This is a genomic window from Nocardia sp. NPDC003269, from assembly GCF_042888005.1.
Classification (GTDB): domain Bacteria; phylum Actinomycetota; class Actinomycetes; order Mycobacteriales; family Mycobacteriaceae; genus Nocardia.
Genome location: NZ_JBIAPA010000002.1, coordinates 1,977,504 through 1,992,584, shown reverse-complemented (window position 1 = coordinate 1,992,584; position 15,081 = coordinate 1,977,504). Strand labels below are relative to the sequence as shown.

Here is a 15,081-nt window from a genome sequence, read left to right as displayed (position 1 = left end):
TTGAAGAACGGGTGATGTCGTGGGCGATCATGCTCAGGTACTTGCGTTTGGTTTCGTCTTCGACGGACTGCCCGAGCAGGTGCACGTGCCGTTTCAGCCACGGCGTCAGCATGATCACGTCACAGGTGGCGGCGAGCTGGGCGGCCAGGACCCGTTCGGCCTCGACCGGGCCGACGCGGTCGAGCAGCCGCGCCCAACGGACCGCGGTGTGGACGCAGAAGGGGCGCAATCTCGCGATTGCGCCCCTGACCTGCTGTTTACTGTGTCCGGAGGGGGACTTGAACCCCCACGCCCTAATACGGGCACTAGCACCTCAAGCTAGCGCGTCTGCCATTCCGCCACCCGGACTTGCTGGTGTGCCAAAAGATTATCCGACGCGGTGACGGAATCCAAATCGCCTAGGTGACCTGCTGTTTTGCCCACTCTGCCCACTCCTGGTTCATGCGGTAGAAGCGCTTGCCCCACTCGAGGGCGATGTGGCCGTTGGTGGAGAAGGGGTTGGCGGTCCAGTCGACCGCGGATTCGAGGGTGCCGAGTTCGGCGAGGGCGGTGGCGGAGCGGGTCTCGAGGGTGGTGAGGTAGGTGATCGCTTCGGCGGGGGTGAGGGCGTCGAGGAAGAAGACGCGCAGGAGGGTTTCGTTGCGGGTGATCGGTTTGGGGGCGACTTCGGTGAGCCAGTGGTGGAGGTCGGCGCGGCCGTCGGGGGTGATCGTGTATTCCTTGCGCCCGCGGGGGCCCTCGTCGGAGACGGTGATCTTGCCGGTGTCGGCGAGCTTGGTGAGCTCGGTGTAGATCTGGCTCTGGGTGGCGGGCCAGACGTTGGCGAGGGATTCCTTGAAGCGGTGGATCAGGTCGTAGCCGCTGGCGGGGCGGTCGGCGAGCAGGCCGAGCAGGGCGTGACGGAGGCTCATGCCTCTCACCTTACATTCCACTCTTGACATGTCGAAGTAGGAACCTCTAATTTCGACCTGTCTGAATTGGAATGTCGCGCCTATCGCGTACTCAGGAGTCACCATGTCCTACCTGCGCACCTTTGCTCCGTGGATCGTCTACGCGCTGGTTCCCGGCTCGTACTGGCAGTGGGCGGCGCTCGCCGCAGCCGTGCTCGCGCTCGCCGAGCTGGTGGTGCGCAGGCGGAGTGGGGCCACGTTCGACGCGCTGATCATCGAGATCGGGACGCTGGCCTTCTTCGTGGGGCTGGCCGCCCTGGCGTTCAGCGATCCCGACACCGGATTACACGCCTACTCCCCCGCGCTCTCGCACACCGCGCTGGCACTGATCGCCGGCGTCTCGCTGGCCGTCGGGATGCCGTTCACCCTCGGGATCGCGAAACAGACCACACCACAGGAGGTCTGGACGGAGCCACTGTTCGTGCGGACAGCGTATGTGCTCACCGCGGTGTGGACGGCGAGCTTCGCGGTCGGCGCGGTGCTGCTGGCGGTACTGGCGCACGCCGACACCTGGCCGCGGACACTCGCGCACGCGCTGACGTTCGCGGTGCCGATGGTGTTCACCGTGCGGTACGTCGCCTACATCCAGGCCAAGGCGGCCGCGTTCGACGCTGTGTGAGCCGTTCAGGGCCCCCTACGTCACCGGCTCAGCCGGCGCGGGCGGGCTCCGCGTCGACGGCGGGCTCGGCCGTCGACGCGGTGGCGGTGTGGCGGCCGGTGACCAGGAACAGCACGACGAGGCCGACCGCCAGCCACACATAGGTGTCGCCGACGACGTGTTGCCACCACGCCCACGAGGTCTCCCGGTGTTCGCCGTCGGGCAGGAAGCTGTGCGGCGCGATGACGAAGACCGCGGCCACCACGACCGCCGTCGCGTACCAGCCGCGCGCGCTGGCGATGGGCAGGGTGCGCGCGTGGCAGACGATGGCGAGCAGGGCGGGCGCGATCCACACCCAGTGGTGCGACCACGAGATCGGCGAGAGCAGCAGGGTGAAGACCGCGTTGAGGGCTAGCGCGATCGCGGGGGCGTCGGCGGCCTTGCGCATGGCGGCGACGACGAGCACCAGCAGCAGGGCGCCCAGGACCAGCCAGAGGGCGTCGAAGGGCAGCCCGGTGACGTGCAGGCGGGCCAGCACGGCCTGGATGGACTGGTTGGTATGGAAGGCCGAGCCGCTCAGGCCGGAGACGTTGCCGAGGCCGCCGAACCAGTAGCGCGTGGATTCACCGGGCAGCAGCGCGAACGAGGCGATGGTGGCGACGGCGCCGGTGGCCGCGGCGGTGGCGGCGGCTTTGTAGTCCTTGCGGACCAGGAAGAACAGCACGAACGCGGCCGGTGTCAGCTTGATGGCGGCAGCCAGGCCGATCAGCATGCCGCGCGGGTAGCGGGTCTTGGGCAGCAGGCAGTCGGTGGCGACGAGCACCATCAGCAGCAGGTTGACCTGGCCGAAGTCGATGGTCGAGCGCACCGGTTCCAGCAGCATCGCGGCGGGCAGCGCGCACGCGGTCACCAGCAGCGCGGCCTGGCGGTTGTCGCGGTGGTAGCGCCGGGCGACGAGGAACAGCGTCCAGGCGAGCGCGGCGATCGAGGCCACGACGTAGAGGATCTTGGCCACTCCCCAGGGCAGCAGCGCGAACGGCGCGAGCGCGATGGCGGCGAACGGCGGATAGATGAACGGCAGGCCGATCCCGATGGAGGTCTTGGGCAGCTGGCCGTACATGTCGGCGCCGTCGCGCATGGCCTCGATGCCGAGGCGATACACCTGCAGGTCGATGAAGCCGCCGGAGTACTGCTCGAACGGCCAGAGCGGGACGCGCACGCACACGATCGAGACGACGGTGAGCAGCACCGGCACCAGCCACCATGCTCGATTGATCGGGCGTGGGGAGGGCTGCCGCACGGGGTGGGTGGTGTCACTACTCATCCGCGGCCACTATACCGACTCACGTGCCGCGCCGCGCCATCGCCCGTCGGCGGCGGTGACCCGCGCAATAGCCAGCGGGATGCCCGATCGGGCTGGTCGGAGCGATGCCGGAGCCGACGGTGCGAGGGGGTCAGTCGCCCCGGTTGTAGCGGGTGAGGAGGCTCGCCAGCGTCGCGACGTCGGCGTCGGTCCAGTCCGCGAAACGGTCGGCGAAGGCCTCGCGACGGCGTTGCTCGGCCGCGCGCGCCACGGCCCGGCCTGCCTCGGTGGCGCGCAGGAGATGGTTGCGCCGGTTACCCGGGTCGACCTCGCGGGTGAGATAGCCGAGCCGCTCGAGCGCGCCGACCTGCCTGCTGACGGTCGACTTGTCGAGCAGGAACTGTTCGGCCAGATCGGTGGCCTGATAGCCGCCGCGCTCCAGGATCAGGTCGAGGATGCTGTAGGCGACCAGGGTGAGCTCGGGGTGCAGTTCGGCCGCGCGGCCGCGGGCGCGGCGGGCGAAGGCGGTGAGCTCGCGCTGGATGGCGGCGATGACCACCACCCAGCTACGGCATGTTGCCGGACATCTGCTGACGCCGTTGCTGATGTGCCTCGGGATGGCGTTCGCCTATCTCGGCGCGTTCCATCAGCCGACGCCGAACCATCTCGAGCTGGCCGTGGTCGGCGACTCACCGCAGGCGATGGTGCTGGCGCAGACCATGAAGGACAAGGCGGGTGACGGGGTCGACATCATCACCGTGCCGACCCGGGACGCGGCGCTCGCGGCGCTCGGCGACCGTGAGCTCACCGGCGCCTACGTGCCCGACGAGCGACGGCCGGAGCTGCTCGTCGCGACGGCGGGCTCCGACACCACCGCGATGGCCGCCGAGGTGGCCTTCCGGCGGGTCTCCGACCATCAGGGCGTGCCGCTGGTCGTCACCGATGTGACCGCGAAGGCGGACGGGGACCCGACCGGGCAGGGGCTGTTCTTCCTGCTGGTCGCGTTGAGCGTGGGCGCGTACGGCAGCGTCGCGGTGATCGGGGCCGCGGGCGCGATGCTGCGGATGCGGGTGCGCGTGGCGATCGGTGTGGTGACCGCGTTCGTCGTGAGCCTGATCGGAATCGTGGTGGCGGGTCCGGTGTTCGGGGTCGTCGACCACGACTACGCGGCGGTGTTCGGGGTCGCCTGGCTCTACAGCGCGGGGATCATCCTGATCGGCATCGGACTGCACACCTTCCTGAAGCGGTGGACGACGCTCGCGCTCATCACGCTGTTCGTGATGCTGAACTTCACCACCTCCGGCGGCGTCTACGGGCCGCAGCTGCAGAACGGCTTCTTCGGTGCGCTGCACTCGTTCTGGAACGGCGCCGACTTCGTCGAGGGATTGCGGACCCTGCTGTACTTCGACACCGCTACCGGGTTCGGGACACGGCTGCTCGGTCTGTTCGCGTGGCTCGCGGTCGGCGTGCTGCTCGTCGTCGTCGCGGGTCGGCACGAGGCCCGCAACACGCCGAAGCCGGTCGGGTCCGCCGCGGTCGAGGAGGAGATCGGCGAGTCGGTCGCCGTCTGACGGACGCGGCAGGAACCTCGCTCGCCGAAAATCGTTGCCGAGGCTTCGGATCCGGGATTCGGGCGCAGGTCAGCGGGTTCGCCAGGGCGTTGCGCGGAAAGGGTCGCGGTATCGCGTAGGGGCGAGTACGGTGTAGCGCGCAACCGCGGCCAGCGTCAGGCGCCGCGTGGGGGTCGAACGCGGAAAGGGTGGGCTGCACCGATGAATCATCCCGGCGCGCAACCTTTCGGCGACCCGATCCCGCTCGAACAGCGCTACACCAGCGCCGACCCGATCGACTGGTGCGGCGCCGAGGTGTATCCGATGTACGCCGAGGCGTTGCCGGCCGGGACGACGGCGGTGCGGTTGCGCGCGGTGTCGGTGCTGCCGCCGCCCGAGGTGTCCGGACTCGGCCTCGGGCTGACCGTGCAGGGCGGGTATGTGCACCTGAACGGGAAATCGTTGCAGGGCGTCGACATCTGGTACGACGCGCTCGCCGACGGGGTCGACATCACGGTCACCGCGGAGGGGCCCGAACCGCTGTTCACCCTCACACCGGTCTGGGCGGTCGGCTCGGGGACCCAGCAGTCCTGGACCGGCAATTACGGCATGGTCATCGACCTGTATCCGGGCGGCTCGTCGACGCTGTGGTGCAGTACCGGTCCCGGCACACCGGATTTCAACGAACTCGTCGTCGAGCTGACCACCTTCCCGGCGCCCGACCCCGCGCCGTTCGTGGCACCACCCTCGTCGTCCGCGGCGCCGTCGATCCGGGCGGCCAGCGCGCACACTCCGTTCGCACCGGTCACCATGCCGCCCACGCCGGCGATCACGGCCGCGATGCTGGCGGCCGGTCCCCCAGCGGAGCACGTGTTCTCGGCGGCCGACGCTCCGCCGGATGTCGCGCCCACCCCGCACCTTCCGGGACCGGCCGCGATGCGGACGGCCGACCACCCGGCGGAAGCCATTTCGGCGGCTGCGATACCGATCGTCGGCGGCCTGCCGACGGCTCATTCCCCGGCTCCGGCCGCACGATCGGCAGCCGAGCCGTCCTCTGCGGCCGCGTCGCAGGCCGCCGGCTTCGGGGCATCCGCGAGATCGGCAGCCGAATCTCCGCCAGGGGCTGCGACGGCCGGTGCACTGTGGGCGGCCGATCCCCGGGGGATGGCCGCAGGACCGGCTACCGAATCTCCTTCGGCAGCCATGATGCCGATGCCCGGTGCCCTTCCGGTGGCCGATGCTCGCGCAACGGCCGAGGGGTGGGCCACCAAACCTCCCTCGATGGCCGCGATGCCGGTACGTGGTGGCCTGTCGACGGCCAGTTCCGAAGCAACGGCCGCACGATCAGTAGCCGAGTATCTCCCTGCGGCCGCAGTGCCGGCGGACAGCTACTCGGGGACGGACAGTTTCCGGATCGGGGACCCGACACCAGCTGCCGAATTTCCGACGGCTGCCGCGCGGCCGACAACCGGCTATCCGGCGGCGGCCTCCGGGCAACCGACCCTGCCTACGCGACAGCCGACTCCGCATCCTGTGGATCCGACACCTGCCGTCGAGGACGGACTTTCCCTGGCACCGGCAGTCCCGCCGCCGTCGACCATCGCGGGGCACCAGGCAGCCACCGCACCGGAACTCATGGCACCCACGATCGCCGGGCGACAAGCAACCAGCCCACCCCCAGACCTGCCGCCGACCACCGCGGCACAGCAAGCAACCGCCGCACCGACACTCATGCCACCCAGCATCGCGGCACAACAGGCAGCCACTGCACCGGCGCTCATGCCACCCACGATCGCGGCACAACAGGCAACCGCCGGACCAGCATTCATGCCACCGACCATCTCGGGGCGACAAGCATCCAGCCCACCTACAGACCTGCCGCCGACAACCGCGGCACAACAGGCAACCGCCGCACCAGCATTCATGCCACCCACCATCGCGGAGCAACAGGCAACCACCGCACCGGAACTCATGCCACCGACCAGCGCCGGGCGACAGGCAACCAGCGCCCCGGCAGACCTGGCGCCCGAGCACCCCGCACCGCGCGACCTCAGGGCGGGGCATCCGGCTCCCCCGCCCCCGGCGATCACGCCGGACCCGCGCGTCGAGACGGCCCCTACGATCGCACCGCCGACCCTGCGCGCACCGCAGGCTTCGGGGGGACAGAGTATCGGGCGGGCGCTCTACGATCTGGGGACCGCGATGAACGAACGGGGCGAACATGATTCGGCGCGCACGCTGTTGACGCAGGCCGCCGAGGCGGGGCACAGTGCCGCGGCCTACGACCTGGGGGTGCTGTTGCTGCGCGATGGTGATCGCGCCGGTGCCGAGCACTGGTGGAAGGCCGCGGCCCACGACGATCCGCGGGCCGCGGCCTCCCTTACCGAACTGCCGCGCTAGCGCGTCTGATCCGCCAGCGCCGACACCGCGCGCGGGCCGACCTCGCGCACCGGAGCGACCTCACGGGACGCGATGTGCGCGGGTCTGCGCCGCGGCGCCGCGAACGGTTCCGCCAGCGCGTTGTCCACGCTGTTGAACACCAGGAAGATGTTCGACCGCGGGTACGGCGTGATGTTGTTCGACGAACCGTGCATCAGGTTCGAGTCGAACAGCAGGGCCGACCCGGCCCGCCCGGTGAACTGCGTGATGCCGTAGCGGGCGGCGAGGAAGGTGATGTCGTCGTTGGTCGGCACCCCGAACCGCTGCTCCCGCAACGATTCCCGGTAGTGCCCCTCGGGCGTCTCCCCCAGGCACGGCACGAAGGTGCGGTGCGAGCCGGGCATCAGCATCAGGCTGCCGTTGAACGGATAGTTGTCGGTCAGCGCGATCGACAGGCTCACCGCTCGTGGGGCCGGCATCCCGTCCTCGGCGTGCCAGGTCTCGAAATCGGAGTGCCAGGCGAACCCGCTGCCACCGAACCCGGGCATGTAGTTGACCCGGGTCTGGTGCAGGTACACCGCCGATCCGAGGATCTGCTCGGCCAGCCCGACGATCCGCGATTCGGCCAGCAGCTCCGCGATCGGCTTGCTGAGCCGGTGCACCTGGAACACCGAACGCACCTGTCCGGCCACCGGTTCCACCACCACCCGGTCGTCACCGTAGAGCACGGGATCGGCGGCGAGGTGGCCGATCTCCGCGCCGAACGCGGCGACCTCGTCGGGGCTGAGCAGGTCGGGGATGACCGCGTACCCGTTGGCGTCGAAGCCGGCCAGCTCGGGCGAGGTGACCCGGCCCCACACCGTCGGATCGGTGCGTTCGATGTGCGGGGCCGGCTCGATCAGCCGGGTCGGGTAGCGGTCGAGCCGATCAGACACGGGCATCCTCCTCGACGATGAGCGGATACACCCCGTTCTCATCGTGTATTTCGCGGCCGGTGACGGGCGGGTTGAACACACACAGCATGCGCAGCCGGGTGCGCGCGTGCACCTGATGACGTTCGTTGCCGTCGAGCAGGTACATCGAGCCGGGGCCGAGCTGGTGGACGGTCCCGTTGTCGAGGTCGAGCAGACTGCCCTCGCCCTCGACCAGCCAGACCGCCTCCACGTGGTTCTGGTAGTGGAACTCGTGGATGGTGCCCGCGTCGATGGTGGTCTCGTGGAAGGAGAAGCCGACGCGGTCCCCGGCCAGCACGATGCGCTTGCTGCGCCAGCCGGGACCCGCCACGTCGCGTTCGGTACCGGTGATCTCGGCGGTGGTGCGCACGATCATGCGGCACCTCCGCACACGGCGTCGATCGAGGCCGACAGGACCGACAGGCCACGGGCGAGTTCGTCGCTGCCGAGTGTCAACGGCGGCAACAGTTTCACCACCTCGTCCATCGACCCGGAGGTCTCCACCAGCAGCCCGTCCTCGAAAGCGGTCCGGCAGACCTTGCCCGCCTGCGACGGATCGTCGAAGACGATGCCGTGGACCATGCCGCGGCCCCGCGTCGAGACCCCGTCGTAGCGGTCGGCGACCGCGGCCAGGGTGCGCCCGACGTACTCGCCGTTGGCGGCGGTGCGCTGGGCCAGGGTGTCGTCGCTCCAGTACTCGCGCAGCGCGGCCGTCGCGGTCACGAAGGCGGGGTTGTTGCCGCGGAAGGTGCCGTTGTGCTCGCCCGGCGCCCACTGGTCGTGCTCGGGCTTGAGCAGCACCAGCGCCATCGGCAGGCCGTAGCCACCGATCGACTTGGACAGCGTGACGATGTCGGGCGTGATGCCGGCGATCTCGAAGGAGAAGAACGGACCGGTCCGGCCGCACCCCATCTGGACGTCGTCGACGATGAGCAGGATGTCGCGCGCGGCGCACAGGCCGGCCAGGTGCCGCAGCCATTCCGCGCGGGCCAGGTTGACGCCACCCTCGCCCTGCACGGTCTCCACGATCACCGCGGCGGGGCGGTCGAAACCGGACGAGCTGTCGTCGAGGACGCGCTGCATCCAGCCGAAGTCCTCGATGGTGTTGTCGAAATACCCGTCGTAGGGCATCGGGGTGGCGTGCTCGAGCGGCACGCCGGCACCGGCCCGCTTGGCGGCGTTGCCGGTGACCGACAGCGCGCCCAGGGTCATGCCGTGGAAGGCGTTGGTGAAGCTGAGCACCGTCTTGCGGCCGGTCACCTTGCGGGCCAGCTTCAGCGCGGCCTCGACGGCGTTGGCGCCGGTCGGGCCGGGGAACTGCACCTTGTAGTCGAGGCCACGCGGGGACAGCACGGTGTCCCGGATGGTCTCCAGCAGTTCGCGTTTGGCGACGGTCGACATGTCGAGGCCGTGGGTGATGCCGTTGCCCGCGATGTAGTCGAGCAGCGCGCGTTTGAGCACGGGGTTGTTGTGGCCGTAGTTCAGCGCACCGGCGCCGGCGAAGAAGTCGAGGTATTCCCGACCCTGCTCGTCGCGCAGCCAGGCGCCCTCGGCGGTGGTGAAGACCGTCGGCCAGTCACGGCAGTAGCCCCGCACATTCGATTCCATGGCCTCGAAGATGCTGGAGTCGGTGGTCGTGATCATCGTCGTTCCTCCTGGCGCTGAGCGGGTGCGATGACATACAGCAGCTCGGCCTCGTGTGAATCGGGGAAATCGTGCGTTTCGAACAGCGAGACGGTGCGCAAACCCGCACCGCGCTCGCGGGCCACCGCGGCGAACAGCGCCTGGGAGGCGGTGTTGCCGGGTGAGATCGTGGTTTCCAGCGTGGTGATGCCCGCGGGGGCCACCGCATCCAGCAGCGTGTGCAGGATGCGGCCGGCCAGGCCGCGGCCACGGAATTCGGCGTCGACGGCGATCTGCCAGACGAACACGGTGTCCGGCGCTTCGGGGCGGACGTACCCGATGACGAATCCCACCGCGCGGCCGTCGCTGTCGGCGACCAGCGAGGTGGCGGCGAAATCGCGACACCACAGCAGGTAGGCGTAGCTGGAGTTGACGTCGAGTACCTGCGAGTCGCGGGCGATCCGCCACAGCTGGGCTCCGTCACCCAGCCGGGGTGGGCGCAGTATCGGTTCGGAACCGAGAACCGCAGGGGCGGAAGCGGATTCGATGGACACGGTGGACGAAGGCATACATCTACAGTGTCGAACCGACTTTGCGGTCTCTGTGTCGAGCTCTTTGCAGTTGTATGACGAGTCTTTTACTACGCTTGCGGATCGAGCCGATAGCCCAGACCGCGCACCGTGACCACGATGCGCGGGTCGGACGGATCGCGTTCGATCTTGGTGCGCAACCGGCGCACGTGGACGTCGACGATCCGCTCGTCACCGAAAAAGCCCTGGTCCCAAACTCTTTCGAGCAGGACGGCGCGACTGAGCACCCGGCCGGGAGTCTCGGCGAGCTCACAGAGCAAGCGGAACTCGGTGACCGTGAGGTGGATCTCGGTGTCGCCGCGGCGGACCGCGCCCGCGTCGGTGGCCAGCACCAGCGGCGCGACCGGGTCGGCGTCGAGCACCGCTTCGGGCGTGACGTCACGATCGGCGGTGATCCGCGCGCGCCGGCGCAGCGCGCGCATCCGCGCGGTGATCTCCTTGATCTCGAACGGCTTGCTGACGAAATCGTCGGCGCCCGCCTCGAGGGCCGCCACGACATCGTGGGTGTCGTAGCGGGTGCTGATCACGATGATCGGCACGTCGTGGTCGCGGCGGATCTCCCTGATGCAGTCGAAGCCGTCGGTCTCCCCACGCATGAGGTCGACGATCATCAGGTCGGGCGGTCCGTCGCTGCGGAGCTGGTCGAGCGCGTCCTCGGGGACACCCGCCTCGGCGACGGCGTATCCCTCGTCTTCCATCGCGCGGCGCAGATCGCCGCGCATCTGGACGTCGTCGTCCACGATCATCAGGTTCGCGCTCATGCCCGTACCTCGCTCTCGCGAGATCCGACCATGACCACGCCGGTGGCCGCGTTCGTCCACCGTTCGCTTCGCTCGCTCATGTGCACATCCTTTGCTGACACGCCGGGCGTGCGCCGGATCACTGCGGGGAGTTCGCGTCCCCAGACCGACACGACATCCCGTCTTCGAGCTCGTTACCGATCCGTTATGTACCCAGACCCGGGGTCGCGTAAACCCGCCGTAACAATTCGCCCGGTCAGCGGGCGATCCGGACGGCCGTCGGGAGCGCTGGTCCGGTGGCATAGTCGAGGCGTGACACCGACCTATGACGACATCGAGGCCGCCGCCGCCAGGATCGACGGGCTGGTCCGCCCGATCACTGTCGCACCGGCCGCTCCCGGCCCGGCACCGCTGACCTTCGCGCTGGAGTTCCTGCAGTTCACGGGCACTTTCAAGGCGCGTGGCGCGCAGAACTTCGTGCGCGCGCACTCGGCGGCGGGGACGCTGCCCGCGGCCGGTGTGACAATCGCCTCGGGCGGCAACGCGGGACTCGCGTGCGCGTGGGCCGCGCGCGAGGCCGGGGTGCCGGCGACGGTGTTCCTGCCCGACACCGCTCCCCCGGTGAAGATCCGTCGATTGCGTGACTACGGCGCCGAGGTCCGCCTGATCGGTCCGGAGTACAAGCAGGCCCTCGCCGCGTGCCAGGAATTCGCCGCGACCAGCGGGGCGCTGTCCTCGCACGCCTACGACCATCCGCTCATCGCGGCGGGCGCCGGCACGCTGATGCGCGAGATCCATGCGCGTGTCCCCGATCTGGACACCGTGCTCGTCGCCGTCGGCGGCGGCGGGCTGTTCACCGGAACCGCCGTCGCCGCACAGCATGTCGGGATCCGCACGGTCGCGGTCGAGCCGGTGGGCAGCCGTTCGCTCCACGCGGCGCTCGCGGCGGGCAGGCCGGTGGACGTCACCGTCGATTCGGTGGCCGCCGATTCCCTGGGCGCGCCGAATGTCTCGGCCATGGCGCTGGCCGCAGCGCAGCATGACAGCGTGCGCTCGGTCCTGGTCGACGACGATCTGATCCGGCGGGCCCGCAGGCAGCTCTGGGACGAGCACCGGATCGCGGTCGAATGGGGTGCGGCGACCGCGTTGGCCGCACTGCTCGACGGCGGTGCGGGCGCGGCGTATCAGCCCGAGCCCGGCGAGCGGGTCTGCGTGATCCTGTGCGGGGCCAATACCGATCCCAGCGATCTGGTGCGCTGAGCGCGGTCAGCGGCGCAGGGCGGTCGGCTGTCCGATCCGGGCGAGCTTGTCGGGGTTGCGCATCGCGTAGAGGCCGGTCACCAGCCCGTCGTCGACCCGGACGGCGATGACCGTGTCGATCGTGCCGTCGAGGCGCAGGATCAGCGCGGGGTGGCCGTTGACCGGCACCGGGGTGACGGTCATCGTGGCACCGATCCGGGGCATGCTGCCCGCCAGCAGCGCCGCGACGCGGTCGGCGCCGACGACGGGCGCGAGCGCGGCCTGCACGACGCCGCCGCCGTCACCGAGGAACACGACATCGGGGGCGAGGATGTCGAGCAGGGACTGCAGGTCGCCGGTTTCCACCGCCCGCTGGAACGCGTCGATCGCGTCCCGGGACTGCGCGGGCGAGACGATCCCGCGCGGGCGGCGCGCGGCGACGTGAGCGCGGTCCCGGTGCGCGATCTGGCGGACCGCGGCGGGCGTCTTGTCCACGGCTTCGGCGATCTCGTCGTAGGGCAGGTCGAAGACCTCGCGCAGCACGAACACGGCGCGCTCGGTCGGTGTCAGGGTCTCGAGCACGAGCAGCATCGCCATCGAGACGCTCTCGGCCAGTTCGACATCGGCGGCGACATCGGGCGTGGTGAGCAGCGGCTCGGGCAGCCACGGACCGACATAGGACTCCCGTCGGCGGCCGAGGGTCCGCAACCGCATCAGCGCCTCCCTGGTGGTGATCCGTACCAGGTAGGCGCGGTGGTCGAGCACCACGCCGAGATCGACACCGACCCAGCGCAGCCAGGTCTCCTGCAGGACGTCCTCGGCGTCGGCGGCCGAGCCGAGCATCTCGTAGGCGACGGTGAAGAGCAGATTGCGGTGGGCGACGAAGGCCTCGGTGGCGGGGCCCGGTGTGCTCGGCGAGGTGGCATACACGCCCATCAGATGCCGACGCCGGGCATTCTGTGACAGCAGCAGGGTGTGGTCCACGTCACGGCGCCAGGGCTGTCACACCGGGCGGGCCCGCGGCATCTCCATGGTCGTTCGCAAGACCCACGATGTGAGGACGAACTCATGGAACCCCGTTTCACCCTGGTGGACAACGAGATCGGCGCGAAATTCGCCAAGCGGTTCGGCAACGCCAGCCTGGTCATCCTGCAGTCGACACTGCCCAAGACCACCCAGGATCTGGTGATGCTGCGCGTCAGCCAGATCAACGGGTGCGGATGGTGCACCGACGTGCACACCAAAGACCTGGCACACGCGGGAGAACCCGCGACGCGGATCAACCTGGTCGCGGCCTGGCACGAGGCGGCGGTGTTCACCGAGGCCGAGCGTGCCGCACTCGCGCTGGCCGAGGAGGGCACCCGGATCGCCGACGCTGCGCGCGGGGTCACCGACGAGACCTGGGCGCGAGTGCGTGAGCACTACGACGACGATCAGATCGCGGCGCTGGTCGCGCTGGTGGCCCAGATCAACGCGGCCAACCGGCTCGGCGTGATCGTGCGTCAGCAGGGCGGATCGTACGTGCCCGGCGCGTACGACATCGTCGCGTCCTGACCCCGAATCGGGCCCTGGATCCGGCGATCCGGGGCCCGTCCGGTCAGCGGACCAGGGCGTTCTTGGCGGCGTAGCCGGACATGGCCGAGTTGAGACCGCGCATGGCCAGGGTGTAGCCGTAGGGCACATAGCGCTGGCCCCAGTGCGCGAGCTGGATGTCGCGCGAGGTGTAGACCCAGTAGCGGTTACGCTCCACGCCCTTCACCACGGCGGTCGCGGCCTGCTCGGGAGTCACCGCGTGGCGCAGGAACAAGCGCATCGCCTTCTGCAGTGCCGCGTTGTCGCGATCGACACCGGCGATGTCGACGCTGTCCACCATCGGGGTGGCCATCGCGCCCGGCAGCACCAGGCTGACGCCGATCTTGTGCCTGCGCAGGTCGAACCGCAGCACCTCCGACACCCCGCGCAGGCCGAACTTGGTGGCGCTGTAGGGCGCGTGCCAGGGCAGACCGAACAGCCCGGCCGCCGAGGAGACGTTGACGATGTGGCCGCCGCGGCCCGCCGCGATCATCGGCGGCACGAACTCCTCGATGATGTGGATCGGCCCCATCAGATTGATGTCGACGGTACGCCGCCACTGCTGGTGGGTGAGCTTGTCGACGGTGCCCCAGGTGGCGATGCCCGCGACGTTCATGACGATGTCGACCCGGCTGACCGCCTCGAAGGTGTGCGCGGCCAGGCCGACGACGGCGGCATGGTCGCTGACGTCGGCGGCGTGCGCGAGATGCACGGTGGCACCGGTGGCGCGCAGCTCGGCCGCGGTGTCGGCGAGCGCGTCGGCGCTGATGTCGGTGAGCACGAGGGCAGCGCCTTTGGCGGCGGCCGCGAACGCGGTGGCGCGGCCGAGCCCGCTGGCGGCACCGGTGATCAGGCAGGTCTTCCCGTCGAACTTCGTCATGGCCCCGACCCTACGGTTCGGTGAACGGATTCGTCTATGGTCGCGTGGCGATCTCTATGGTGGTCCACCCGCCGACGTGGATCCGGCTGCCCGCGCGCAGTTCGACGGCGACCTGGGGCCGGATCGGCTGCGCGGCGCCGTCCAGGCTGGTCCCGTTGGTGGAGCCGAGGTCGGTCACGGTGAGACCGCCCGCCGGGTCCACCCGGATCAGCGCGTGCGCGCGGGACACCCCGATGTCGGCCGGGGCGATGCCGAGGTCGATCTCGGGCACGATGCCCTGCGAGTCCGAGCGTTTGCCGATCAGGAACTGGCTCCCGTGCAACGGGATCCGCCGCTCCGGATAGAAGTCGGGGAAGGCGACGCGCTCGGCATCGGGCCCCTTGTCGGCCTGGACCCTGGTGTAGAACTCGCGGTCGGCGAACACACGGGCCTCCCAGGCCGGCGCGACCCGGTCCCCGCGCGGCCCGTCCGCGCGGACGAGGGTCGGTTCGGCGCGGCGCGGATCGGGCTCCGGACGCGGCGCCGGGGGCAGGGCCGAGTCGTAGCCGCAGACCTCGCAGAACCGGCCGCTGGTCGGCGTCGCGCAGGACGGGCACAGGCGCAGGTCGGCCGGATCCGGCGCGCCGGCACCCGCCAGCGCCGAACCGCACACGTCGCAGTAGTCCAGCGAGCGCGACTGGTGCCCGTCCGCGCAGATCGGCATG

16 protein-coding genes and 1 tRNA gene are annotated in these 15,081 nt (G+C 70.0%); 5 read left to right on the top strand and 12 right to left on the bottom strand.

The window, feature by feature from the left end; translation table 11 throughout:
• Positions 1-263 precede the first annotated feature (263 nt).
• Positions 264-348, bottom strand: a tRNA-Leu gene (locus tag ACFYWJ_RS19580).
• A 50-nt stretch (positions 349-398) separates the two neighbouring features.
• Positions 399-911, bottom strand: coding sequence for a PadR family transcriptional regulator (locus ACFYWJ_RS19575; RefSeq protein ID WP_355280358.1), 513 nt, complete (start codon positions 909-911; stop codon positions 399-401).
• 103 nt (positions 912-1,014) lie between these two features.
• Between ACFYWJ_RS19575 and ACFYWJ_RS19570 the strand changes: the two genes are divergently transcribed.
• On the top strand, positions 1,015-1,569 hold the full coding sequence (locus tag ACFYWJ_RS19570; RefSeq protein ID WP_355280357.1) for a hypothetical protein: 555 nt from the start codon (positions 1,015-1,017) through the stop codon (positions 1,567-1,569).
• Between the two features lie 28 nt (positions 1,570-1,597).
• On the opposite strand, the gene ACFYWJ_RS19565 is transcribed toward ACFYWJ_RS19570, so the two are convergent.
• Positions 1,598-2,872, bottom strand: coding sequence for a glycosyltransferase 87 family protein (locus ACFYWJ_RS19565; RefSeq protein WP_355280356.1), 1,275 nt, complete (start codon positions 2,870-2,872; stop codon positions 1,598-1,600).
• A 130-nt stretch (positions 2,873-3,002) separates the two neighbouring features.
• Positions 3,003-3,413 carry a MarR family transcriptional regulator gene (locus ACFYWJ_RS19560; protein ID WP_355280355.1) on the bottom strand — a complete coding sequence of 137 codons (411 nt, stop codon included), beginning with the start codon at positions 3,411-3,413 and terminating at the stop codon, positions 3,003-3,005.
• On the opposite strand from ACFYWJ_RS19560, the gene ACFYWJ_RS19555 reads away from it, so the two are divergent.
• Both ACFYWJ_RS19555 and ACFYWJ_RS19550 read left to right on the top strand, forming a co-directional pair.
• Complete coding sequence (locus tag ACFYWJ_RS19555; RefSeq protein WP_355280354.1) at positions 3,403-4,422, top strand: hypothetical protein; 1,020 nt, start codon at positions 3,403-3,405, stop codon at positions 4,420-4,422. The genes ACFYWJ_RS19560 and ACFYWJ_RS19555 overlap by 11 nt on opposite strands.
• 303 nt (positions 4,423-4,725) lie before the next feature.
• Entirely contained in the window at positions 4,726-6,801 is a 2,076-nt protein-coding gene (locus ACFYWJ_RS19550; protein WP_355280352.1) for a hypothetical protein, read from the top strand.
• On the opposite strand, the gene thpD is transcribed toward ACFYWJ_RS19550, so the two are convergent.
• The 5 genes from thpD to ACFYWJ_RS19525 form a co-directional block, all read right to left on the bottom strand.
• Positions 6,798-7,721: an ectoine hydroxylase gene (gene thpD, locus ACFYWJ_RS19545; protein WP_355280350.1), complete on the bottom strand. Its 924-nt coding sequence runs from the start codon at positions 7,719-7,721 to the stop codon at positions 6,798-6,800. The genes ACFYWJ_RS19550 and thpD overlap by 4 nt on opposite strands.
• Complete coding sequence (locus ACFYWJ_RS19540; RefSeq protein ID WP_355280348.1) at positions 7,708-8,109, bottom strand: ectoine synthase; 402 nt, start codon at positions 8,107-8,109, stop codon at positions 7,708-7,710. Before ACFYWJ_RS19540 ends, thpD begins: the two co-directional genes overlap by 14 nt.
• Positions 8,106-9,377, bottom strand: coding sequence for a diaminobutyrate--2-oxoglutarate transaminase (gene ectB / locus ACFYWJ_RS19535; RefSeq protein WP_355280346.1), 1,272 nt, complete (start codon positions 9,375-9,377; stop codon positions 8,106-8,108). Before ectB ends, ACFYWJ_RS19540 begins: the two co-directional genes overlap by 4 nt.
• Positions 9,374-9,925 (bottom strand): diaminobutyrate acetyltransferase, encoded by a 552-nt coding sequence (gene ectA, locus ACFYWJ_RS19530; protein WP_355280344.1) that lies wholly within the window; start codon positions 9,923-9,925, stop codon positions 9,374-9,376. Before ectA ends, ectB begins: the two co-directional genes overlap by 4 nt.
• A 71-nt stretch (positions 9,926-9,996) precedes the next feature.
• Positions 9,997-10,707, bottom strand: a complete 711-nt coding sequence (locus ACFYWJ_RS19525) for a response regulator transcription factor (protein ID WP_355280342.1) — start codon at positions 10,705-10,707, stop codon at positions 9,997-9,999.
• Positions 10,708-10,998: 291 nt separating this feature from the next.
• Between ACFYWJ_RS19525 and ACFYWJ_RS19520 the strand changes: the two genes are divergently transcribed.
• Positions 10,999-11,946 (top strand): threonine/serine dehydratase, encoded by a 948-nt coding sequence (locus tag ACFYWJ_RS19520; protein WP_355280341.1) that lies wholly within the window; start codon positions 10,999-11,001, stop codon positions 11,944-11,946.
• 6 nt (positions 11,947-11,952) lie between these two features.
• Here the strand turns inward: ACFYWJ_RS19520 and ACFYWJ_RS19515 are convergent, their stop codons facing one another.
• Positions 11,953-12,861, bottom strand: coding sequence for an RNA polymerase sigma-70 factor (locus ACFYWJ_RS19515; protein ID WP_355280439.1), 909 nt, complete (start codon positions 12,859-12,861; stop codon positions 11,953-11,955).
• Positions 12,862-12,993: 132 nt separating this feature from the next.
• On the opposite strand from ACFYWJ_RS19515, the gene ACFYWJ_RS19510 reads away from it, so the two are divergent.
• Positions 12,994-13,479, top strand: a complete 486-nt coding sequence (locus ACFYWJ_RS19510) for a carboxymuconolactone decarboxylase family protein (RefSeq protein WP_355280340.1) — start codon at positions 12,994-12,996, stop codon at positions 13,477-13,479.
• A gap of 43 nt (positions 13,480-13,522) precedes the next feature.
• Here the strand turns inward: ACFYWJ_RS19510 and ACFYWJ_RS19505 are convergent, their stop codons facing one another.
• Positions 13,523-14,377, bottom strand: a complete 855-nt coding sequence (locus tag ACFYWJ_RS19505; RefSeq protein ID WP_355280338.1) for an SDR family oxidoreductase — start codon at positions 14,375-14,377, stop codon at positions 13,523-13,525.
• Positions 14,378-14,411: 34 nt separating this feature from the next.
• A complete protein-coding gene (locus tag ACFYWJ_RS19500) occupies positions 14,412-15,080 on the bottom strand; it encodes an FHA domain-containing protein (protein ID WP_355280337.1) in 669 nt (222 codons plus the stop codon).
• Position 15,081: the final 1 nt, after the last annotated feature.

Excerpts from the sequence above, each read along its gene's own strand:
- ACFYWJ_RS19555 (WP_355280354.1), top strand. The coding sequence starts at position 3,403 with ATGACCACCACCCAGCTACGGCATGTTGCCGGACATCTGCTGACGCCG.
- ACFYWJ_RS19515 (WP_355280439.1), bottom strand. The coding sequence starts at position 12,861 with ATGGGCGTGTATGCCACCTCGCCGAGCACACCGGGCCCCGCCACCGAG.
- ACFYWJ_RS19500 (WP_355280337.1), bottom strand. The coding sequence starts at position 15,080 with ATGCCGATCTGCGCGGACGGGCACCAGTCGCGCTCGCTGGACTACTGC.
- ectB (WP_355280346.1), bottom strand. The coding sequence starts at position 9,377 with ATGATCACGACCACCGACTCCAGCATCTTCGAGGCCATGGAATCGAAT.
- ACFYWJ_RS19510 (WP_355280340.1), top strand. The coding sequence starts at position 12,994 with ATGGAACCCCGTTTCACCCTGGTGGACAACGAGATCGGCGCGAAATTC.
- ectA (WP_355280344.1), bottom strand. The coding sequence starts at position 9,925 with ATGCCTTCGTCCACCGTGTCCATCGAATCCGCTTCCGCCCCTGCGGTT.
- thpD (WP_355280350.1), bottom strand. The coding sequence starts at position 7,721 with ATGCCCGTGTCTGATCGGCTCGACCGCTACCCGACCCGGCTGATCGAG.
- ACFYWJ_RS19550 (WP_355280352.1), top strand. The coding sequence starts at position 4,726 with ATGTACGCCGAGGCGTTGCCGGCCGGGACGACGGCGGTGCGGTTGCGC.
- ACFYWJ_RS19565 (WP_355280356.1), bottom strand. The coding sequence starts at position 2,872 with ATGAGTAGTGACACCACCCACCCCGTGCGGCAGCCCTCCCCACGCCCG.
- ACFYWJ_RS19540 (WP_355280348.1), bottom strand. The coding sequence starts at position 8,109 with ATGATCGTGCGCACCACCGCCGAGATCACCGGTACCGAACGCGACGTG.
- ACFYWJ_RS19570 (WP_355280357.1), top strand. The coding sequence starts at position 1,015 with ATGTCCTACCTGCGCACCTTTGCTCCGTGGATCGTCTACGCGCTGGTT.
- ACFYWJ_RS19505 (WP_355280338.1), bottom strand. The coding sequence starts at position 14,377 with ATGACGAAGTTCGACGGGAAGACCTGCCTGATCACCGGTGCCGCCAGC.
- ACFYWJ_RS19575 (WP_355280358.1), bottom strand. The coding sequence starts at position 911 with ATGAGCCTCCGTCACGCCCTGCTCGGCCTGCTCGCCGACCGCCCCGCC.
- ACFYWJ_RS19525 (WP_355280342.1), bottom strand. The coding sequence starts at position 10,707 with ATGAGCGCGAACCTGATGATCGTGGACGACGACGTCCAGATGCGCGGC.